Origin of the sequence: Methanoculleus sp. MH98A, from assembly GCF_000691865.1 — an archaeon.
Lineage (GTDB): Archaea > Halobacteriota > Methanomicrobia > Methanomicrobiales > Methanoculleaceae > Methanoculleus.
The window spans coordinates 15,244-34,717 of record NZ_JMIO01000011.1 but is presented as its reverse complement, the minus strand read 5'-3'; the positions used below and the strand labels follow the sequence as shown (position 1 = coordinate 34,717).

At 63.0% G+C, this 19,474-nt stretch carries 19 protein-coding genes; 8 read left to right on the top strand and 11 right to left on the bottom strand.

The features are described 5' to 3' along the window. Positions 1-177: 177 nt before the first annotated feature. The 5 genes from EI28_RS13895 to EI28_RS02240 all read right to left on the bottom strand — a co-directional run bounded on the left by EI28_RS13895 (position 178) and on the right by EI28_RS02240 (position 3,429). Complete coding sequence (locus tag EI28_RS13895) at positions 178-474, bottom strand: type II toxin-antitoxin system HicB family antitoxin (RefSeq protein ID WP_155937219.1); 297 nt, start codon at positions 472-474, stop codon at positions 178-180. A 591-nt stretch (positions 475-1,065) separates the two neighbouring features. After that, positions 1,066-1,479, bottom strand: a complete 414-nt coding sequence (locus tag EI28_RS13325; RefSeq protein ID WP_082223055.1) for a HEPN domain-containing protein — start codon at positions 1,477-1,479, stop codon at positions 1,066-1,068. A 3-nt stretch (positions 1,480-1,482) separates the two neighbouring features. After that, positions 1,483-1,800 (bottom strand): nucleotidyltransferase domain-containing protein, encoded by a 318-nt coding sequence (locus EI28_RS13320; protein ID WP_074369505.1) that lies wholly within the window; start codon positions 1,798-1,800, stop codon positions 1,483-1,485. A 374-nt stretch (positions 1,801-2,174) separates the two neighbouring features. Next, positions 2,175-3,026, bottom strand: coding sequence for an agmatinase (gene speB / locus EI28_RS02245; protein WP_048112299.1), 852 nt, complete (start codon positions 3,024-3,026; stop codon positions 2,175-2,177). 25 nt (positions 3,027-3,051) lie between these two features. After that, complete coding sequence (locus EI28_RS02240; RefSeq protein WP_048112297.1) at positions 3,052-3,429, bottom strand: translation initiation factor IF-5A; 378 nt, start codon at positions 3,427-3,429, stop codon at positions 3,052-3,054. A gap of 89 nt (positions 3,430-3,518) precedes the next feature. Here EI28_RS02240 and EI28_RS02235 point away from each other — a divergent pair, with 89 nt between their 5' ends. The 6 genes from EI28_RS02235 (at position 3,519) to EI28_RS02210 (ending at position 8,606) form a co-directional block, all read left to right on the top strand. Further along, positions 3,519-4,295 carry a bifunctional fructose-bisphosphatase/inositol-phosphate phosphatase gene (locus tag EI28_RS02235; RefSeq protein WP_048112295.1) on the top strand — a complete coding sequence of 259 codons (777 nt, stop codon included), beginning with the start codon at positions 3,519-3,521 and terminating at the stop codon, positions 4,293-4,295. 7 nt (positions 4,296-4,302) lie between these two features. Then, positions 4,303-5,115: an NAD(+)/NADH kinase gene (locus tag EI28_RS02230; protein WP_048112293.1), complete on the top strand. Its 813-nt coding sequence runs from the start codon at positions 4,303-4,305 to the stop codon at positions 5,113-5,115. 73 nt (positions 5,116-5,188) lie between these two features. After that, positions 5,189-5,905, top strand: coding sequence for a DUF169 domain-containing protein (locus EI28_RS02225; protein ID WP_048112291.1), 717 nt, complete (start codon positions 5,189-5,191; stop codon positions 5,903-5,905). A gap of 115 nt (positions 5,906-6,020) precedes the next feature. After that, on the top strand, positions 6,021-6,509 hold the full coding sequence (locus tag EI28_RS02220) for an amino acid-binding protein (protein WP_048112288.1): 489 nt from the start codon (positions 6,021-6,023) through the stop codon (positions 6,507-6,509). Further along, a complete protein-coding gene (locus EI28_RS02215) occupies positions 6,509-7,495 on the top strand; it encodes a homoserine dehydrogenase (protein ID WP_048112313.1) in 987 nt (328 codons plus the stop codon). The genes EI28_RS02220 and EI28_RS02215 overlap by 1 nt, the downstream gene beginning before the upstream one ends. Next, positions 7,479-8,606: a helix-turn-helix domain-containing protein gene (locus EI28_RS02210; protein WP_048112287.1), complete on the top strand. Its 1,128-nt coding sequence runs from the start codon at positions 7,479-7,481 to the stop codon at positions 8,604-8,606. Before EI28_RS02215 ends, EI28_RS02210 begins: the two co-directional genes overlap by 17 nt. 723 nt (positions 8,607-9,329) lie before the next feature. Here EI28_RS02210 and EI28_RS02205 read toward each other — a convergent pair. From EI28_RS02205 to EI28_RS02195, 3 genes are all read right to left on the bottom strand, one after another. Continuing rightward, the gene (locus EI28_RS02205) at positions 9,330-9,554 is read right to left on the bottom strand and encodes a PspC domain-containing protein (RefSeq protein WP_048112285.1); all 225 of its coding nucleotides are present in this window, start codon (positions 9,552-9,554) and stop codon (positions 9,330-9,332) included. 79 nt (positions 9,555-9,633) lie between these two features. After that, positions 9,634-10,905, bottom strand: coding sequence for an ATP-dependent DNA helicase RecQ (locus tag EI28_RS02200; protein WP_048112283.1), 1,272 nt, complete (start codon positions 10,903-10,905; stop codon positions 9,634-9,636). Positions 10,906-10,977: 72 nt separating this feature from the next. Then, entirely contained in the window at positions 10,978-11,769 is a 792-nt protein-coding gene (locus EI28_RS02195; protein ID WP_231476539.1) for an N-formylglutamate amidohydrolase, read from the bottom strand. 174 nt (positions 11,770-11,943) lie between these two features. Here EI28_RS02195 and EI28_RS02190 point away from each other — a divergent pair, with 174 nt between their 5' ends. Then, a complete protein-coding gene (locus tag EI28_RS02190; protein WP_048112279.1) occupies positions 11,944-13,239 on the top strand; it encodes a sodium-dependent transporter in 1,296 nt (431 codons plus the stop codon). Positions 13,240-13,250: 11 nt separating this feature from the next. Here the strand turns inward: EI28_RS02190 and EI28_RS02185 are convergent, their stop codons facing one another. Beyond that, positions 13,251-13,736: a redoxin domain-containing protein gene (locus tag EI28_RS02185; protein ID WP_048112277.1), complete on the bottom strand. Its 486-nt coding sequence runs from the start codon at positions 13,734-13,736 to the stop codon at positions 13,251-13,253. 114 nt (positions 13,737-13,850) lie between these two features. On the opposite strand from EI28_RS02185, the gene EI28_RS02180 reads away from it, so the two are divergent. Beyond that, positions 13,851-15,170 (top strand): hemolysin family protein, encoded by a 1,320-nt coding sequence (locus tag EI28_RS02180; RefSeq protein ID WP_048112276.1) that lies wholly within the window; start codon positions 13,851-13,853, stop codon positions 15,168-15,170. 545 nt (positions 15,171-15,715) lie between these two features. Here EI28_RS02180 and EI28_RS02175 read toward each other — a convergent pair. Both EI28_RS02175 and EI28_RS02170 read right to left on the bottom strand, forming a co-directional pair. Beyond that, the gene (locus tag EI28_RS02175) at positions 15,716-16,225 is read right to left on the bottom strand and encodes a peptidylprolyl isomerase (RefSeq protein ID WP_082223054.1); all 510 of its coding nucleotides are present in this window, start codon (positions 16,223-16,225) and stop codon (positions 15,716-15,718) included. After that, positions 16,222-19,428, bottom strand: a complete 3,207-nt coding sequence (locus EI28_RS02170) for a tetratricopeptide repeat protein (protein ID WP_048112275.1) — start codon at positions 19,426-19,428, stop codon at positions 16,222-16,224. Before EI28_RS02170 ends, EI28_RS02175 begins: the two co-directional genes overlap by 4 nt. Positions 19,429-19,474: the final 46 nt, after the last annotated feature.

The window sequence follows — 19,474 nt, the reverse complement described above, 5'->3', positions numbered from 1 at the left end:
GATCGACGCGATCAGATAGTTCCTCCATTTTAACTCCCTCCGGTCAGTTCGTTGTGCAGGGGAGCGACAACATGATATTTCTTGTCACCTTTTTGGATAACCATTTGAACGTGGTTTCCTGTTTGTCGAAGGTACGTGTACCCGAGAGATTCGAGGTATTTAACGATCTTGAATCTACTAACAACCGGTCGCCTTGACATTGCGATCGACTGTGAATTGGCATTCAAACTGTTGTGTAGGTGGTTCGGCGTCGATCCCATCGAGTTCAAGGATGAAGTCGGGCACGGGTTCGGTCGTAACGGTGATCGTGATCTGTTCTCCCGATCCGATCTCTTCTTCGAAATAGAGTTCTGTTGCTTCTATGATATTATCGACGAGTTCGCCAAGAGTTTCTCCCTGGGTGACGATGCCGTGATCTGCAGCACGAGCGGTCCATCCCCCATCGTAATAGAATATCTTGAATTTGACGAACATGATGTTCACCTCGAATCAACTGAGGTATATGCGGTTTGGTTTATAAGATATGGTTTTCGGTAACTACCTGAATGTATGACGAAGGGCGGCTCCGCTCTCATCCCCGGCCTGAAGACCGGGGTCTTCCCGCTCCCCCCCTTCACCCCCACGAGATAAACATAGTGACGATACCGGGTCCGGCGTATCGAGGGCGGCTATCGCGGTTAGCCGATTAAACACTCTCCATGGGCTTTAACCGGGAGCATTTTCGCATTCCTTGAACCCCGGTGCTGTAGCGCACCCACAGGCCTTCGGCAAGGTGATGGTGATGCTGGCGAGGCGGATCGCCGGGAGGAGAACCTGGATTACCGCCCGGCAACCCAGTGCCGGGCGATGAACTCCCGCACGATCTGCGCCGCCACCGCCGCCCAGTGTCAAACGCGCGACTTCCACGTAATCGAACCCCGCAGCCTGCAACGCAAGAGCCCACATCACCTCCTGGATATCGAGCGGTCACATGAGGAATGCCTGAATCTGCCCGGCGAGTTGCCCTGATGGGATGGACGGTGGAGACCAGTGCTCTCGTTAAGGGTCTCTTAGATATCAAAAGTCTTAGTGCGAGGAAGGCGACTCATTCGTATAATCTTCTGCGCAGATCAGTTCTGCACACATGACGAAATCCATTGCCTTAGTGATGATCGACACCACCTCTTCTCGCATAATCTCCCGGCAGATCGTGTAGTCCACTTCTTCCCGAAGTTCTTCAATCAGGTTCAACGCTCGTCCGTGTTCAGGGGGAAGTTCCCCCGTCTTAACATAGAGAGAACCGATAGCCGAGATCAACCCTGCATGAGATTTTATCTCTACACCTTTTCGGTGCAAAAGAGCAAGAGCCGCAAGGTACATTGCGTAGTAAGCCCGGTTGATCGCGTCTTCATGGTGGCCTTCGGTGCAGAGGATGCGCGCCGCATCGAGGCGTTGATGCGATTTCCTGAGAAGCGCTGTTATAACAGACTGATCACCCATCCTTTATACCGCCACCCCGTCCTGGAGAACATGTCTGACAAAGGGATACTGCCGGTGCGCCGCAACATCGGCACGGGAGAGTACCTTGACCGAGATTCGCTCGCCCGTCTGCATCAGCAGATCAAAAGCAAGTCCGGTGAGAAATTCGCGAAGTCGAAAGTCCTCTTCAGGCGTAATTACGAGGATATCGATATCTGAGTCCGGCCGGTCATCTCCCCGGGCTACAGAGCCAAAGAGTATGATCTCTTCTATCGCGTCTCCGCACGCCTCTCGTGCCTTTGCCGCGAACTCATGGGCGATCGGCCGCTTGACCAACGGCATACAACGGAGTAGTTGTGGATATACAACTATAATGATTACTGCTCCGGGAATGTAGGGAGAGGTCGCGTTTCCTGAGGGAGCCGTATGGAATTGGAGCCTGATTGCGAGGAGAACCGACAGGGGAGGCGGATCACTCTCTCCAGGGCGGCCGGGCTCCAGATGAGGCCTCGATATGCCAAAAGGCTAATATTATCGATGCATCCTCTAGAACGCCAACAATTCCTGCGCCCGATACCTTGAGATGTACAGAGCCTCTGCAGGCTGGTGAAGCTCTGGGGACGTCCGGTTCCCGAATATAATCCCCGGATCGTTGAGAGGGAGCGCGCTCCGTTGAACACGCCATCGACGAGAATAGCAGAAAGGAATCTGGATCTTCACCGCCCGGCGAGCCAGTGCCGGGCGATGAACTCCCGCACGATCTGCGCCGCCACCGCCGCCGTCTGCCCGGAATCGAACGGTGCGACCTCCACGTAATCGAACCCTGCGGCGTACGGCGCGAGGGCACGCACGACCTCCCGGATATCGAGCGGCGTCATCCCGAACGGTTCGGGCGTCCCGAGACCGGGGGTGAGGCAGCAGTCGATCGCATCTGCGTCGATCGAGAGGTAGATCCTCCTCCCCGCAACGTGCTCCCGGACCTCCCGGAGGACGGCGTCGATCCCCTGTTCCCGCACCGTATCGGCGGTGTAGAGGTGCGTCCTCTCCGCCGCAATCTCGAACTGCTCGCGATCGCCGCTCCGGGCGCCAATGATGACGACGTCCTCGACCGCTTCAAGGACGCGCCGGGTGACGCACCCGTGGCTGTAGGGCGTCCCGTCGAGTTCGTCCCGGAGATCCAGGTGAGCGTCGCAGACGACGTAGACATCCGGCCGGACGGCCCGGACCGCGCCGACAGTCGCGGTGTGCTCGCCGCCGAGCATCACCGGCACCTTGTTGTCGCGGGCGATATCCCCCGCGACGTCCGCGACCTCTCCGGCGACCTCCTCGGGCAGCCGGGAGACCGCAAGGTCGCCGAGATCCGTGATCGGCACTTCAGAAAAGTCTATTTTGGTCGCGGGATCGTAGGACTCGAAGTTGAACGAGACCTCCCGGATCGCCCGGGGCCCGAACCGCGTCCCCGGCCGAAACGACGTCGTACCGTCGTAAGGCACGCCAAAGACGGCGTAGCGGGCATCCTCGTATGACGCATCCGCATCCGCAAAATGGAGATGGGCGAGCTCGTGCATGCCCGTTTTCGTAAGCCAGAAAAGGTCACTCAAGTTTCTTCTTGCCCAGGGATGATATGTACGGAATCTCCTTACCCGGCTCAAGGCCGGCGACCTGCTCTTCGGTCACGTCGAGTTCGAACATCTCAAAGTCCTTGACGTCCATGAGCTGGACGGTCGTGCCGGCGATCGAGATGACCTGTGCCATCTTCCGCTCCACTATGGGCACGTAGGTCTTCGCCGAGACCGGCTGGACGATCGAGCGCTTGACGCCGTCGAAGATGCCGATACAGTCGATTCGGGACTTCGCCGCTCCGTGCTTCCCCGGCTTGGAGGTGGCGATGGAGACAATCCTGCAAGGCTCATCCTCTACGACGACGTAACGTCCCTCTTTCAGTTTCCCAACTTCTGTCTGTTCCTTCATATTGTCTCACTCGGTAAACGCGTGATTAATGTATCTGGATTACAGTACATAAATACACCGTAGAATAAGGGACGGGACGAGGAGAGTTGATGGAGTTCATCCGGGCGTGTGACGACGTGGCGGGGGCGGTACGCGATGCAATAACAGGCATGGTCGGAACGCCGGAGGCAGGGGCGTACGTCAAGATGGGCGCGGACGGCACGCCCACGAAGAAGATCGACCAGGTCGCTGAAGAGATCATCGTAGACTACTTCACGTGCCACCCGTTCTGCCGGCGCCTGATCAGCGAGGAACTCGGGTGCGCCGAGATGGGCGGGGAGAACGGAACCATCTTCCTCGACCCGGTCGACGGCACCTACAACGCCGTGGTCGGGATCCCGTTCTACGCCCTCTCGATTGCGTATGCAGAAGAAGGAGTCGTACAGGCAGGATACGTCCAGAACCTCGCCACGGGTGAGACGTTTTACGCCATCCGGGGACGGGGGGCCTGCCTCGACGACCGGCCCATCCGCGTCTCGGGGGTATCGCTCCTCGAAGAGAGCGCCATGAGCGTCTACGGCCGGAAGTTCGACCCGACGCGTGTCCAGATGATCGGCCGTAAGATCCGGCGGTGGCGCCTCCTCGGCGCATCGGCGCTGGAGCTCTGTTACGTCGGGTGCGGCCGCATCGACGGTTTCATCGACGTGCGGGGAACGCTCCGGGTCACCGACGCGGCGGCGGGGATGCTGGTCTGCGAGGAAGCCGGGGGAACGGTCTCCGATCTCGAAGGGAACGCCCTTGTCTTCCCCGACGAGGTGTCCGTCGGGCGGAGCCTCGTCGCCACGAACGGTACCGTGCACAACAAGGTTATCGAGTACCTGAGGTGAATCGCGCATGAAGATCGTCCTTGTATCGCGTATCGATGAGGCGGATGCGCTCCGTTACACCGCGTCGCTCGCCCGGGAACTCGAGGGTCTGGGGCATGAGGTTGCTCTCGAGGAAGGCACGGCGGAGCACCTCGGAGAAGAGGGTGTTTCGTTTGAGGATATCGGCGGCGACCTGGCCGTGGTCGTCGGCGGCGACGGATCGGTTCTCCTCACCGTCCACCAGATGAAGAAACAGATCCCTGTCCTCGGGATCAACTGGGGCGAAGTGGGATTCCTCGCGGACCTGGAACCCGACGAAGCACGAACGTTCTTCGCCGCCCACACGGATGGGTTCCGTGTCGAGCGCCGGATGCGGGTCAGCCTCTCCGTCAACGGGAGACCGCTCGGCGACGCCCTCAACGAGGCCCTCGTCGTCACCGACCGGCCGGCGAAGATGCTCCGGTTCGGCGTTTACGTCGACGGCACGCCCGCGGAGCGGTTCCGGGCCGACGGCCTGCTCGTATCGACCCCGACCGGATCGACCGCATACGCCATGAGCGCGGGAGGGCCGATCGTCGACCCGCAGATCGAGGGTTTCCTCCTTGTGCCGCTCGCGCCGTATATGCTCTCGTCCCGTCCCCACCTCATCAGCACCGAGAGGAACCTCGAGATCACACTCGAGACCGAGAAACCGGCGCATCTCGTCATCGACGGTCAGAGCACGTTCGAGCTCGAAAAAGAGTCTACCATCACGGTTAAGAAGTCGGATCAGCCCGCCCTCTTCGTCCATACTGACAAACCCTTCTTTGAAAAGGTGAACTATAAACTGCGCAACCTCTGACCCTGCCGAAACCCCGAACAGAGATTTTATGAGTGAGCGCGGGGATTATCTGGATAGAGGAGTGAGCAGGATTATGGAAGACCAGATGCGCAAGGAGATCGCCTACGCGGAGATCGCGGAGACGCTCAAGACCGCCCTCGACCTGCGGGGCTCACCGGTCGCGGTCAAACTCGCAAAGAACCCCGACGGCATCCCCGAAGGGGTCGGGCCGATCGACGAGACCGTCCGCCACTGCCAGATGATCACCAGGGCCCGGCTGAACGGCGAGATATTTTACGCGACAGCCGACAAGCACGTCTGCATGGGGGGCGCCTGGGCCCTCGGGCTGAAGGAACTCACGCCGAGCCTCCGTTCGGGAGAGTTCTACTACAAACTCGGCAAGTTCGAGAGCTGGGCCGCCTGCATGCGGACCATCCGGCAGGTGCCGCACGTCCCGGAACTCGAGACGTATGCGACCGTTTATGCGCCGCTCGAGAAGACGCCGTTCGACCCGCACGTCGTCGTCATCGTCGCCGAGCCCCGGGCGATGCTGAAACTCGCGCAGACGACGCTCTACCTGCTCGGAGGACGGATCGAGTCCACGATGGCGGGGATCCAGTCGGTCTGTGCGGACGCGACCGCGCTGCCCTACCTCTCCGGCAACGTCAACTACTCGCTCGGGTGCGACGGATCGCGCCGGTTCTCGGGGATTGAGGACAACGAACTCGTCATGGGCATCCCCGCCGAGCTCCTTCCCGAGTTTGCCCGGTCGCTCCCGATCGTCACCGCTGCGCCCGGGTCGGTGAAGTAACAAAGTATCCCTCCATTTTTACGGCACACCCCCCGTCCAGGGACTGTTCCCGGGTACAAGACTTATCACCCCGGCAGGTCAACTATTCAGCAGGTGGTTTTTTTTGCAGGTATCCATGAAGCTCGAGATGAGGGACCAACCCGGACAGCTGGTCGCAGCCCTCCAGCCGATCTCGGCTGTCGGGGGAAATATCATCGCGGTCATCCACCAGCGGGAGACGCCGGCGGCTACGGAAGTGCTGGACGTCCAGATCGTGCTGGAACTTCCCGAGGGCCGCCTTGAGAAACTCCTTGAACTGCTCCGGGAGCAGGGTGTCAGCGTCGTGCGCATCGGCGAGCAGCGTCTCCTCTATGAATGCACGCTGATCACGATCGGGCATTTGATGCACACGGATCTCTCCGATACGGTCGACCGGATCGACACGACCGGCTCGGCCGAGGTGACGGACCTCTCCCTTGCCATGCCGGCGATCAACGCCCCGTCTTCGGCCCGAATCACTATCCGTTCGACCACCCGCGAGGAGATGAAGAAAGCGATCCGGATCCTGCGCAGCGTTGCGGAGCAGAAGGATCTCCTCATCATCGAGCCCCTGGAGGGTGTATGATGCGGATCGCCATCCTGGGGTTCGGCTCCGTCGGCCGGGGGATCGCCCGGGCAATCCTTGCAAAAAACCTTGATCTCACCGTCACCGGTCTTGCCGATTCAAGGAGCGGGATCATCGACCCGGCCGGGATCGACATTGCGGCGGCGCTTGCCAAGAAGGAGGAAGGCGGACCCTGCGGCAGCCGGGACGTCAGCCCCGCGGACGTGGTGGCGAAGGCGGATTATGACGTCCTGGTCGAGGTGACCCCGACGAACGTGGATGACGGCGAGCCGGCGCTGGGCCACATCCGGGGAGCCCTCCGGCGGCACAAGCACGTCGTCACCTCGAACAAAGGCCCGATCGCTCTCGCCTACCCGGAACTCCGGGACCTGGCAGCGGCAAACGGCGTCTTCCTGAGGTACGAGGCGACGGTCTGCGGCGCGATCCCGCTCATCCACGCGATGCAGGAAGGCCTTGCGGGCAACACCATCTCCAGGCTTTACGGGGTCTTCAACGGCACCTGCAACTACATCCTCACCCGGATGGCCGAGGACAGTCTCACCTACGAGCAGGCTCTTGCCGAGGCCCGGGAACTCGGGTATGCCGAAGCCGACCCCACCTACGACGTCGAGGGGATCGATGCGGCGATCAAACTGGTCATCCTCGCCAACGCCATCCTCGATATGCGGACCACGCTCGACGACGTGGAGAGGACGGGGATCACCCTCCTGACACCCGAAGCCCTGCGGCTTGCGGAGGATCAGGACTGCACCATCCGGCTGATCGGCGAGGTCGTCCCGGAGGCGGGGGTGCTCCGCGTCTCGCCGCGGATCGTCTCAAAAGTGCACCCGCTCGTCGTCGAAGGAACGCTCAACGCGGTCACGGTGGGGACGGACCTCGCCGGGGACCTGACGTTCATCGGGAAGGGCGCGGGCTCCACCGAGACCGCCAGCGCGGTGATCGGCGACCTCCTCTACATCCGTGATCGGCATGTCCAGGGTTCTTGAGCGGAGAAAGCAGTACCTGCGGCTGATGCGTCAGGCGACGCTTGAGAGTGGCTACTTTACGGTGGTCGATATCGCGGAGGCGACCGACACCCCCCGGAGCACCGTCCAGGACTGGGTGAACCGCCTCATCGAGGAGGGCTGCGTCCTCATCACGGAGGAGCAGCGAGGGCGGCACGCGGCGCGGTATGCGGCGACCAGCGTGATGCCGGAGAGCGCCTGCCGCCGGATCTTCACCACGATCGACGGCGGCGAGGTCGAGATCTACCACGAGTGCATGAGCGGGGGATGTGCAGCGTTCTGCGAGTTCCATCACGCCCGTGCCGGCGGCGCCCTGCAGTCCGTCCGCCGGGACGGGACGCTACTCCGCGAGCGGGCGAGCCTCGGGCGACGGGAGGTGGCCGTCGGGCTCGATCCCGCGCCGGCGGTCGGGATCGTCGGCGTCTTCCACGAGGACGGCTACATCCGCCAGCAGATCCGGTGTATCGGCGGTCCGGCCTACTCGCTCACCGATATGATGTCTTTTGCAGAGGGCGTCCGCGGCGTCACCGTTCACCGCGAAGGGCCGGTGGTCGAGGGCGAGGTGGTCACCCGGGCGCTCGCCTACGTCGCCGTCGGGATCGACGACACCGATACCGGGACCGAGGGCGCGACCTTCGCCCTCGCCCTCGCGCTCCTCCAGCACCTCGCGAAACTCGACGGTGTCATGCCGATCGGTCACCGCGTCGCGATGCTCAACCCCCGGCTCGAGGCCCGGACTGCCGGAAACTCGTGCAGTTGCATCGAGCTTGCGGTGGAGCCCGATCTCGTGGCGCGGATCGAGGAGTCCGCCGTGCGGTTCGTCGCCGGGGAGGCGGCGTCCCCCGAGTGGGGCGTCGCCGTCCGGCAGGGTTTCCGGGTGCCCGGCGGACTCCGGGCCTACGGGAGGAGCGCGAGAGAGACGGTGATCGACCGGGAGGCGACCGAGAGGGCAGCCGGGCGGTTCGGAGCACATCTCTACGGTGGCCGGGGCGTCATCGGGGCGCTCGCGGCGGTCTCGCTCATCGGGCTCCCCCACGACGTGCTCCTCGATCCCGGACGGGACGTCTGCACCGGGTGGGAGCCGGTGGAGTGAGCGGGGGGGTGCAGTCTTCGGTTTCGGTTCTTGAGATGCTCATTTTTTGAGTGGTGCGCCCATTCTTTAACTCATTGCCCCACATCCCCGGACACGGATTCCCATGGGCTATCGCCATTGGGGGAACGACGTCCTGAAAGGACGGAGTTCGAGCACCAAAGGTGCGAGGCGCGAACGCAGTGAGCGTGAGCACCGTTAGGTGCGAGGAGGGGCTGACGGGAGTGCGATGGGCGGAACGCCCGGAGCATGAGAAACTCGAAGAGTTTCGAGGGGGGTTCGCCCCCCTCCCCTGTCTCTTCACAACAGCCAATACCCAAACTTTGCTCCCTCTAGACATTCTTTTTCTTCGGATGCAATATTGACTGGTTTAAGGCAGGAATGTAAGGAAATCAAGGTGTTTTAAGGTGATTGAGGAAGAACCCCACCCCACCCGCGCTTCGCGCTCCTCCCCCGCCCTAGGGGGCGGGGGCAGTGCGTGGCGATATGCGACTGGCCGAAGGGTGCGATGGGCTGAAGGGCCGGAGCTGGAGAAACCCGAAGGGTTTCGGGTCAGGAGCACGAGCACCGGAGGTGCGCAGTCCACTGGAAAGCCGTGCACGAGTGAGCAAGGACACTTGAGTACGCGCATCACCCTTACTTCCACATCTCGAGAAACCTAGCGGTACGGCTGCCTGTCCTCCAAAAAAAAAACGGGCACAGCCTCCGGACCGCACCCCGCCTTGCTTATACCTCGGCCGTCGCCTCGACCGGCCGCGCCTGCCCCTGTTCCGGCAGGATGATCCAGAGCAGGATATAAATGATTACCCCCGGGAAGACCGTCGTGAGCACGCTGAGGACGACCCAGATCATCCTGATGACGTTCGGATCGATCTCAAGGTATTCTCCGATGCCGCCGCATATGCCGGCGATCCACCGGTCGGACGTCGAACGAGTTAACTTCTTTGCCATGACAAATCCCGGCAAAGTCTTTTGCCGTATGCATAATAGGTGTTTCCCCGGGGGAAGGAGGACACCGGAACCCACCGGTTCAGCCGGATGCCGGGCGGGTGGCACCGCGTTTCCTGCGCCCGGACCGGGGACGGGCCTTTCCGGCCGTGGCGCCTGCCGGAGCACAGGCGTCGCAGCCGCTACAGGGCTCCTCGATCCGCTCCCCGAAATACCCGAGGAGCATCTTCCTCCGGCACTCCGTCGTGGTGCAGTAATCCACCATGCTCTGGAGTTTCGAGCGTGCGACCTCGCGCTGGAATTCGGATGCAAGATCGCGGTCGATGAACGATCTGAGGCGCCGCGCATCTTCGTCGCTGTAGTAGAGGATGCAGTCGCTCTCCTTGCCGTCCCTTCCGGCCCGGCCGCTCTCCTGGTAGTAGGCCTCGAGGGTCTTGGGCATATCGTAGTGGACGACGAACCGGACATCCGGCTTGTCGATCCCCATGCCGAACGCGCTCGTCGCGCAGACGACCGGAACCTTCCCGCCGATGAACCTGTCCTGCGTCTCTCTCCGGGCGGCCGCCGTCATGCCGGCATGGTAGGGGAGTGCCGGAATCCCGCCGGCGCGGAGCCGTGCCGCGAGCGTCTCGGCCCCGTCACGGGTTGCGACATAGACGATTCCGGCGTCCCCTCTCCTGCCCCGCAGATAGGCCCGGAGCCGCTCGTACGCGTCCTCCTCCTTTCCGACGACGGCGTAGCGGAGGTTCTCGCGGTTGAAACTCCCGACGTAGACCGAAGGGTCCGAAAGATTGAGCTGCCGCGCGATGTCGTCGCGGACGTCCGGGGTCGCGGTCGCCGTCAGGGCAACCATCGGCACCCCGGGGAACCGTTCCTTGAGCACCGAAAGCGACCGGTACTCCGGGCGGAACTGGTGCCCCCACATCGATATGCAGTGCGCCTCGTCGACCGCGATCAGGGTGACCGGAAGGGACGCCATCAGGTCGATAAAATCTTCGCCGACCGCCTTCTCCGGCGAGACGTAGAGGATCTGGATAAGCCCCTCTTTGAGTTCCGAGAGGATCCGGCGCGTCGCGGCATATGATCCGGAAGAGTTCAGCGCTTCCGCGCCGACCCCGCGGGCCTGCAGGTCGTCGACCTGGTCCTTCATCAGGGCGATGAGGGGCGATATCACCAGCACGACACCGTCGCCGACGAGCGCGGGGACCTGGTAGCAGAGTGACTTTCCCCCTCCGGTCGCGAGCACCGCGAGGACGTCGCGCCCGGCAAGCAGGTCTTCGATGATCTCCCGCTGGTAGAGGTTGAACGCAGAATGCCCGAAGTAGCGCTGGAGGATCAGGTGCAGGCGATCCATCACTATATAAGTGGGGGCTCTACCGGCATAGTATCTTCGGCCCCGGAAATACGGCCCGATTGGGGCGGTTTCTCACCCCGAAACCTCGTCCCAGAACCCGGCGACAGCGGAGAAGATCCGCCCCTGGAGGTCGGCGAGCCGCGCCTCCCCGGCCTCGCGGTCTTCGGTCTCGTAGAGGCCGCGGTTGATCTCGACCTGGACCCAGGGGATCCGCCGCCGCCGGTAGTGCGCCACCGAGATGAACCCGCCCCGGAAGGGATCGTTCATCGCAACCCTCCCCTCACCCTCGAACTCCGCCTGGAACGACCGGGCGAGCGCCTGGAGCCACTCCGGGGAGCAGGTCACGAGGCCGCCCGCCCGTTTCGGTTTTCCGTTCCGGTCCCCCCGGTTGCTCAGGCAGAAGAGCGGGCGGGGGCGTCCGGCGTCCATCCTGACCGGCGGTGATTCCGGCAGCATGCTGTGGCAGTCGAAAGCGATCTCGATCGGCCGGGTATCGAGGGCTTCGCTCAGCCGTTTGTGGAAGGGGTGGTAGTAGTTCTGCAGAAGGGTTCCTATCAGTTCCCTGCCGGGCGTCTGCCCCCTCCTGAATACCGGGGTTCCGTCCTGCGTGATGACCTTGACCACGCCGTCCTGCGTCCGCGGCGGGTAGTCGTAGGGTGCCCGGTTGGTGTCGACGAAGACCCTTGAGACGTCGAAGTCGACCACCGCCTCCACCGTATCGTCGAACCCGTAGAGGCGGCGGGTATAGGGATCGCTGTTGAAGACGATCTCCTTATGCGTGAGGTTGACGAGACCGCGGAGCTCGGGTGGAACGGTGGTGCCGCCGTGGGGGATCGAGACGAGGAACGGGTACTTGCCGTTCACGCTCTTTCCCCCCTGCCGGGACATTTCCGGGAACTGACGCTCATGCTGCTTCTGACCGCAGTCGTATGGGCTCACTCGCTACAAAAGTGCAGTGGTCGGGGTACCCGGCGGGCACGAATATAAAGGCGGAACGCTTCCTTACTCCCGGGGAACCATCCTCAACCGGTGAGTGATATGGAAAGAGAAGAGTGGTCGTCAACGCTGGGCTTCATCCTTGCAAGCATCGGCTCGGCCGTAGGTATCGGGAACATCTGGCGGTTCCCCTACGTCGTGGGCGCCAACGGGGGCGGTGCGTTTCTGATCCCGTTCCTGATCTCCATCTTCCTCTTCGGCCTCCCCCTGATGGTGTTGGAACTTGCCATCGGCCGCTCGACGGGGACATCGGTCATATCCGCCTTCCGCTCGATACGGCAGCGGTTCGCCGCCGCTGGCCTCGTCATCGTCGCGGTCGTCAGCCTGATCCTCGGCTACTACCTCGTGATCACGAGCTGGGTGCTCGCATACGCGCTCTCCTTTGCTTTCAGCTGGCCGATGGAGTTCGATGCGTTTACGGGCTCCTATCTCCCGCTCGTCTTCTTCCTACTCTCGGGACTTGCGGTCTATGTGACGGTGCGGTCCGGGGTCAGGGGAGGGATCGAGCGGGCCTCCCGGTACCTCATCCCGGTTCTCCTCGTGATCCTCATCTCTCTCGTGGCCTTCTCGCTCACGGAGCCCGGAGCGGTCGAGGGGATCGGGTTCTACCTCTCCCCCGACTTTTCGAGGCTGACCGACCCCGCCGTCTGGATCGCGGCCTTCGGGCAGGCGTTCTTCTCGCTCTCCGTGGGCATGGGCATCCTGCTTACCTTCGGGAGTTACCTCAAACGAGAACCCCTCTTCCGGAACGCCGCCATCATCGCCGCCGCAGATATGCTGATTGCAGTCCTTGCCGGGCTCGTGATCTTCCCCCTGGTCTTCACCGCGGGCCTCGACCCCGCGGCCGGGGTGAACCTCGCGTTCATCACCCTGCCTACGGCCTTTGCAGAGATCCGGTACGGCACGGTGCTCGGAACGCTCTTCTTCCTGATGCTCTTTGCAGCAGCGCTCACCTCGGCGGTCTCCATGCTCGAGGTTCCCACGGCGGCGCTGATGGACTCCTACGGCTACCCCCGGAAGCGCGCCACGCTCCTCGTCTTCGCCGCGGTCATGCTCTTCGGGCTTCCGTCCGCCCTCAGTTACACCGCCCTGAACCTCGAAGCGCTTGGAATGCCGTTCCTCGACCTTGCCGACTACGTATTCGGGACGATCGGCCTCATCGTGGCCGGGCTGATCATAAGCATCGTCGGAGGGTGGTTCATGACCCGCACCCGGATCTATGCAGAGATCGGCGGCTGCGGGTGGCAGCAGAAGGTCTATATGGCGCTCATCCGCTACGGCGTTCCGGCCGTTCTCCTGATCACGCTCGTCGGCAGTTTCTTCCTGGGCACGGGGTGAGCGGGGCCGGGTTACGCCTTCGGCACCTGCTCCGTATGTCTCTCCTGTGCCCGGAGAGCGTCGAGGACGTCCTGCATGTCGGGCACCGTCGTCGCCGGGTATTCCGCGACGAATATGACGCGCCCGACCTCGTCGACGACGATGTTCGCCCGCCGGGAGTAGCCTCTCTGGCTATCGAAGACGCCGTAGATCTGCGCCACGGCACCGTGCGGCCAGAAATCTGCAAGGAGCCGGGTTTTATGGATCCCGAGGTTCTCGGCCCACGCATGTTTGCACGGGACGGAATCCACGCTGATGCCGAGGGCAACGGCACCGAGGCCGTCGAACGCCTCCCGGTTCGCCTCGAGCGCCTTCATCTGTCCGGCACAGATACGGGTCCATGCCAGCGGGTGGAACGAGAGAAGAACCCGCTTCCCCGGGAACGCCGATAACCGGACAGTATTCCCGTTATGGTCCGGTATCGAGAAGTCCCGGGCCTGCTCGCCGACCTCGACCATCACGTATCACCGGACGGGACTCTGTTCCGGCGACGATAAATATTTCTCACGAACGTTCCTCTCCCGCCCGTGAAGCCCCGCAGGTTTAAGGCTCCTGCTGGCAAAAGGGTTATAATGGCACCTGCCACCGATATTGCGATCATCGTCCTCCTGATACTCACAAACGGCTTTTTTTCGATGGCGGAGTTCGCGCTCGTCTCTGCAAGAACGGCACGCCTGCAGAAGAGAGCGGCGGGCGGCGACGCCGGGGCGGCGACCGCCCTCGAACTTGCACAGGATCCGACGCAGTTCCTCTCCACCATCCAGATCGGCATCACCCTCGTCGGGATCCTGGCCGGGGCCTTCGGCGGGGCGACGCTCGCGGGCCCTCTTGCAGAAGAGTTTGCCCGATTTCCCTTGGTCGCGCCTTACAGCGGCACGCTCGCGGTCGTAACCGTCGTCGCCGTCATCACCTACTTAACGCTCGTCGTCGGGGAACTGGTGCCGAAACGGGTGGCCATGACCCACGCCGACCGGATTGCATCGCTGGTCTCGCGCCCGGTACGGCTCCTCTCGCTGGTCGCTGCACCGCTCGTCCGGCTGCTGAGCGCCTCGACCGAGGGGGTCCTCATGCTGCTCAGGGTTCGGAAGCCTTCGGGGCCCGAGGTTACGGAGGAGGACGTCAGGGTTCTCATCGGGCAGGCCACCCGGGCAGGCGTCTTCGAGGAGGCGGAACAGGATATGGTGGAGAGTGTCTTCCGCCTCGCCGACCGGCGGGTCAGCGTGCTGATGACCCCGCGGCCCGACATCGTGGCCGTGGACGTCGAGGACCCCGCCGAAGAGAACTGGCAGAAGATGGTGGATTCCGGGCATGTCTATTTCCCGGTCTACCGCGACCATCTCGACAACCTGCTCGGCACCGTCTCGGTCCGCAGCCTCTGGGCGCGGATGATCGCGGGCGAACCCCCCGACCTGATGAAAGCAATCGACCCCGCCTTCTTCGTGCCCGAGAGCGTCCCGGCACTCTCGGTTCTCGACGAGTTCAAGACTTCCGGGGCGCGGATCGCCCTTGTCACCGACGAGTACGGGAGTATCCAGGGTCTGGTCACCATCCACGACATCATGGAGTCGATCGTCGGCGGCATCCCGTCGCCGGAGCACCCGCCCGAGGGTCCGGCGGTCCGTCGTCCGGACGGGTCGTGGCTCCTCGACGGGATGCTCCCGGTCGACGAGTTCCACGACCTCCTTGATGTGGCGGCTACCCTGCCCGGAGAGGGGCGCGGCTACTACCAGACGCTCGGCGGGTTCGTGATGATGTATCTCGAACGGACGCCGGAGGCCGGCGACCGGTTCGCCTGGAACGGATTCCGGTTCGAGGTGCTCGATATGGACGGTCACCGGGTCGATAAGGTGCTCGTCACCCCGGTGGGGGCCGGGAAGGAGAAGAAAGGGTGACCGGGTCTGGTGAGACCTGTTTTAGTCCGGGATGCCTTAACGGAGGCACGTACGGCTGTCTGAAACTTGAGTAATCGAGAGAGCAATATACGACTGTCAGAACGATAGGAGTTAGAGAAACTGAAGCCCCTCGCTGTGTGGCAACAAAGCAGTCAAAACGAGAATATGTCATGGTGCAGTGAACAGTGGGGATATCGCCGTTGGGGGAGGGGCTGACGGGGAGGGGGCTCGCCCCCTCCCCTGTCTCCAAGCCTAAAACTGACGTGCCATAGAGATTTTTAAAGAGCTCTCGTCTATGAGATGATATCTGTAGCCCCCACCCCACCCGCGCTTCGGCCTCCCCACCCGCACCTGTGGTGCCTCAACTCCGCTCCTAGCGGAGCGTCGTTCCCCGCCCCTCGGGGCAGGGGCAGTGCGTGGCGATATGCGACGTACTGATAGGAACGGACCACGAGCACCGCCAGGTGCGTAGCCGATGGAAATCCGTGCTTAGAATATGATTGACGACGCTCCAGAGGGAGTTCCAAAAAAGTGTTGAGCAATCCCTACACAATCTCAACCAGACTGACATTGAACGTAAGATCTTCGCCCGCGAGGCGGTGGTTCGCATCGATGGTAACGGCATCGGCCGATACGGCAACGACCGTTGCGGGCAGCACCTGTCCGTTCTCCAGGGGTATCCCTACCTGATCGCCGACCGTCAGGTTCTCTTTGCCGGCAATTTCGGCAGAGTCGAGGACAATGACGAGATCCTCGCGGTGCGGCCCGTATGCCCGGTCGGCCGGAATATGAAGAGTTTTTTCCTCCCCGACCTGCATCCCGACGACCCCTTCGTCGAACCCCGTGATCACCTCGCCCTTGCCGACGGTAAACCGGAGCGGTTCGCGCCCGGCGGAACTGTCAAAGACCGTCCCGTTCTCGAGGGTGCCGGTGTAGTGGACCAGCACCGTATCTCCGGACTTCACCCGCACCTCTTCGCCCGCGATGCAGCCCGAGCAGAGGGCCAGGACGCACGCGATCAGCAGCAGGATGCCGTATGCATGCCTCTCCCTCATTCTTCTTCGCCTCCGTCCCCGTTCTCGAGCGCCGCTTTGAAGCACTCCACCGCTTCGGCAAATCTGCCCTGCTTATCGAGCGCTCTCCCTTTCAGGTACCATGCCCTGGCGTGGCGGGGGTCACCCTCCAGGACCTTCTCAAAGCAGGTCGTCGCCCGGTCGGGTTTACCCAGGTGGCCGAGAGCGAGTCCCTTCGCGAGCCAGGCATGAACGTCTCCGTCGCCCAGATCGATAGCCTTGTCGAACGCTTTGACGGCGTCTTCGTGCCGTCCCAGCGCATCCTTGAGCCTCCCCGCCGCGTTCCAGACGGCCGCGTTCTTCGGGTCGATCGAGAGCGCTTTCTCGTAGCTTGCGAGAGCGTCGTCGTGCCTGCCCGCCTTCTCGAGCACCGTCCCCCGCATGAAGAGCGCTGCGGGGTTCTCGTCCTGGAGAACGATGATCTTGTCGATCGACTTGACCGCCTCCCCGTATCGCCCGAGGTGGATGAGGGCCGACGAGCGGGCATGGAGGGTCTCGATGCTGGTCGGTTCCCGGTCGAGCACCTGCGTGTAGGCGGCGAGGGCATCCTCGTACCTGCCGGCCTTCTCGTGGGCCTCGCCGAGTCTTCGCAGGGTGAGAACGTCGGCCGGATCGGCCTTGATCACCTTCTCGAAGCACTCCACCGCGTCAGCGTAGCGGCCAAGCCACATGAAGATCTCGCCGCGCCGCTGCCAGGCAGCCCAGTTCTCCGGGCTCGCCTCGACGATGCTGTCGGAACACTCGAGCGCCTCTTCGTAGCGCCCCATGTGCACGAGGGCGCTCTCGAGGGTGTACCACGCTTCGGTGTCGCGTTCGTCGCCCTCGAGCACCAGCGCATACTGCTTTATCGCGTCGCTGAACTTCCCGTCCCGCTCGAGCGCCATACCGAACGCCATTCTGGCGTCGCGGTCGTCGGGAGAGTTCTTCAGGTAACACTCGTATGCTTCCGCCGCCTCTTCGTGTTTGCCGACGGCTTCCAGCATATCCGCCCGGATCCTTGCAACCGCGGCGTTCGAGGCGTCGGCGGCGAGCACCCGGTCGCAGCACTCGATCGCCTTCTGGTGCCTGCCGAGCCGTGCGAAGGTGACGGCAAGCGCAAAGCAGGCGCCGGTATCCTCCGGCCGGCCTTCGGCCACTTTTGCGTAGCACCCGGCCGCATCCGCGTACTGCCCCATCCTCTCCAGCGCCCGGCCCCGGTTGAACCACGCAAAGAAGTTGTCCGGGTCGGCACGCGTGGCTTCCTCGAACCGTCCGGCGGCCTCCTCGTACCGCCCGAGCATGGCGAGAACAAACCCGAGATTCACCGGGTATCCGGCTTCCGGATCGGCTGCAAGGAGGGCCTCGTAACACCCGACGGCTGCATCGTAGCGGCCGAGAGCTTCGAGGATCCATGCCTTCCGAAGAAGCGTCCCGGTGTCCCCGGGACCGGCCTGCGTCAACCGGTCGATGGATTCGAGCGCCTCTTCATACCGCCCGAGACGCTCGAGCGCCGTGCTCCGGCCGAGCAGAGCGGCACGGTCGGCCGGGGCGGCCGAGAGTGCCCTGTCATAGCAGGCGAGCGCCTCCTCGTACCGTCCGAGGTGCACGAGCGCTTCTCCCCTGCTGTTCTCCGCCGCCGCATCGGCGGGATTGACGTTGAGGGGGGCTTCGAACGCCTCTGCCGCCTCCGTATACCGCCCGAGATGCAGGAGGGCTTCTCCCTTCCGGTACAGGAGATGAGGTTCGCCGCCGGCTCCCTGCACCGAATCAAGGCACGCCAGCGCATCGTCGTGCCTGCCGAGGTTCATGAGCGCTTCTGCTTTCATCGACCCGGCGACGGCGTTATGCGGCTCTTTCTCAAGGACCGCATCCAGGCAGCGTGCGGCCTCCTCATACCTGCCGAGATGGAGGAGCGCGGTGCCGCTCCGCTGCAGGACGGAGACGTTTCCGGCTTCGGCCTCAAGGACCTGCTCGAACTCCTTCTGCGCCTCGGCATACCGCCCCAGGTGGAACAGCGCAGTTCCCCGGCAGTTGCGGATGAGCTCGTTCAACGCATCGAACTTCAGCGGCTTCTGTTTCCGGGGCGATCCCCCTTCGTCACGCTCGAAGAGCGCAAGGTCGGTGCCGTCTCCGATCCACTTCATCCCGGCCGTCGCCCGGCTCTCGAGCACGCGGTCGAACGACCGGATCGCCTCGCTATACTGGCCGAGTCGGAAGAGCGCCATGCCGCGGGCGTACCATACCTGGACCTGACCCTGGTCGTGCTTCAGGATATGGTCGAAACTCTTGACCGCCCGATCGTAGCGGCCGAGGGCGTCGTAGACCATTCCCATGGCGTAGCGCACCGCGATGTGATCCGGGTCGGCGAGAGCGACCTTCTCGAAGCACTCCAGTGCGTCTTCGTGCTTTCCTGCGCGGAGAAGCATTGAACCGCGGTGGTACCAGGCGGGGATGTTCTCGGGCTCGACGGCAACGATCCCGGCGCAACAGCCGGCAGCCTCCTCGAACCGGCCGAGATGTTCGAGCGCCCGGGCTTTTCCGTAAAGCGCGTCGATGTTCCCCGGTTCCGTATCGAGCACCCGGTCGAACGCACCGGCGGCTTTCGGGTAATCGCCCTGGTTGAGGTATGCGGCCCCGATGCGAGCGAGCATATCGGTGCTGCCGGGATTTGCCCTGAGGATCTTCTCAAAGCATGCCGCCGCTTCCCGGTAGTCACCGATCCGCTCGAACATTCTCCCGCACCTCTCCCGCAGGACGGTATTCTCCGGGTCTCCTGCCAGCGCCCGTGCGTAGGCCGATGCCGCCTCGGCATACCGGCCGAGCCGTTCAAGCATCTCCCCGTGCCAGTAGGAGGCGTTTGCGTCCATGGGTTTTTCTTCGGCGATCCGGGCGAAACACCCGGCCGCCTCCTCGTACTCGCCGGAGCGAGCGAGGACATGCCCCAGCACCCGCAGCGTCCCGGCGTCGCCGGGAGCCGACTCGAGGGCCTGCTTCAGCCATTCCGCGGCTTCGCCGTCCTTGCCGAGACAGGCAAGCGCTCGCCCCATATACAGCCGGGCAAAGCCGTTTTCAGGCTCTATCTTGAGCGCCTTCTCGAAACTCTTCACCGCCTCGCCGTAGTTTCCGGCCTCGAACTGAGAAGTCCCCTGCTGTATCGAGGGGTTTGCGTTCTTCCCCTGACCCAGAATATTACTGAAGAAATCCATCCGACATCATCTGCCGCTGCTCGTTTGATGCGCGATTATTCAACGC

Coding starts and splice junctions, on each gene's coding strand:
- EI28_RS13895 (WP_155937219.1), bottom strand. CDS start 474: ATGTTCGTCAAATTCAAGATATTCTATTACGATGGGGGATGGACCGCT.
- EI28_RS13325 (WP_082223055.1), bottom strand. CDS start 1,479: ATGGGTGATCAGTCTGTTATAACAGCGCTTCTCAGGAAATCGCATCAA.
- EI28_RS13320 (WP_074369505.1), bottom strand. CDS start 1,800: ATGCCGTTGGTCAAGCGGCCGATCGCCCATGAGTTCGCGGCAAAGGCA.
- speB (WP_048112299.1), bottom strand. CDS start 3,026: ATGCACGAGCTCGCCCATCTCCATTTTGCGGATGCGGATGCGTCATAC.
- EI28_RS02240 (WP_048112297.1), bottom strand. CDS start 3,429: ATGAAGGAACAGACAGAAGTTGGGAAACTGAAAGAGGGACGTTACGTC.
- EI28_RS02235 (WP_048112295.1), top strand. CDS start 3,519: ATGGAGTTCATCCGGGCGTGTGACGACGTGGCGGGGGCGGTACGCGAT.
- EI28_RS02230 (WP_048112293.1), top strand. CDS start 4,303: ATGAAGATCGTCCTTGTATCGCGTATCGATGAGGCGGATGCGCTCCGT.
- EI28_RS02225 (WP_048112291.1), top strand. CDS start 5,189: ATGGAAGACCAGATGCGCAAGGAGATCGCCTACGCGGAGATCGCGGAG.
- EI28_RS02220 (WP_048112288.1), top strand. CDS start 6,021: ATGAAGCTCGAGATGAGGGACCAACCCGGACAGCTGGTCGCAGCCCTC.
- EI28_RS02215 (WP_048112313.1), top strand. CDS start 6,509: ATGCGGATCGCCATCCTGGGGTTCGGCTCCGTCGGCCGGGGGATCGCC.
- EI28_RS02210 (WP_048112287.1), top strand. CDS start 7,479: ATGTCCAGGGTTCTTGAGCGGAGAAAGCAGTACCTGCGGCTGATGCGT.
- EI28_RS02205 (WP_048112285.1), bottom strand. CDS start 9,554: ATGGCAAAGAAGTTAACTCGTTCGACGTCCGACCGGTGGATCGCCGGC.
- EI28_RS02200 (WP_048112283.1), bottom strand. CDS start 10,905: ATGGATCGCCTGCACCTGATCCTCCAGCGCTACTTCGGGCATTCTGCG.
- EI28_RS02190 (WP_048112279.1), top strand. CDS start 11,944: ATGGAAAGAGAAGAGTGGTCGTCAACGCTGGGCTTCATCCTTGCAAGC.
- EI28_RS02185 (WP_048112277.1), bottom strand. CDS start 13,736: ATGGTCGAGGTCGGCGAGCAGGCCCGGGACTTCTCGATACCGGACCAT.
- EI28_RS02180 (WP_048112276.1), top strand. CDS start 13,851: ATGGCACCTGCCACCGATATTGCGATCATCGTCCTCCTGATACTCACA.
- EI28_RS02175 (WP_082223054.1), bottom strand. CDS start 16,225: ATGAGGGAGAGGCATGCATACGGCATCCTGCTGCTGATCGCGTGCGTC.
- EI28_RS02170 (WP_048112275.1), bottom strand. CDS start 19,428: ATGGATTTCTTCAGTAATATTCTGGGTCAGGGGAAGAACGCAAACCCC.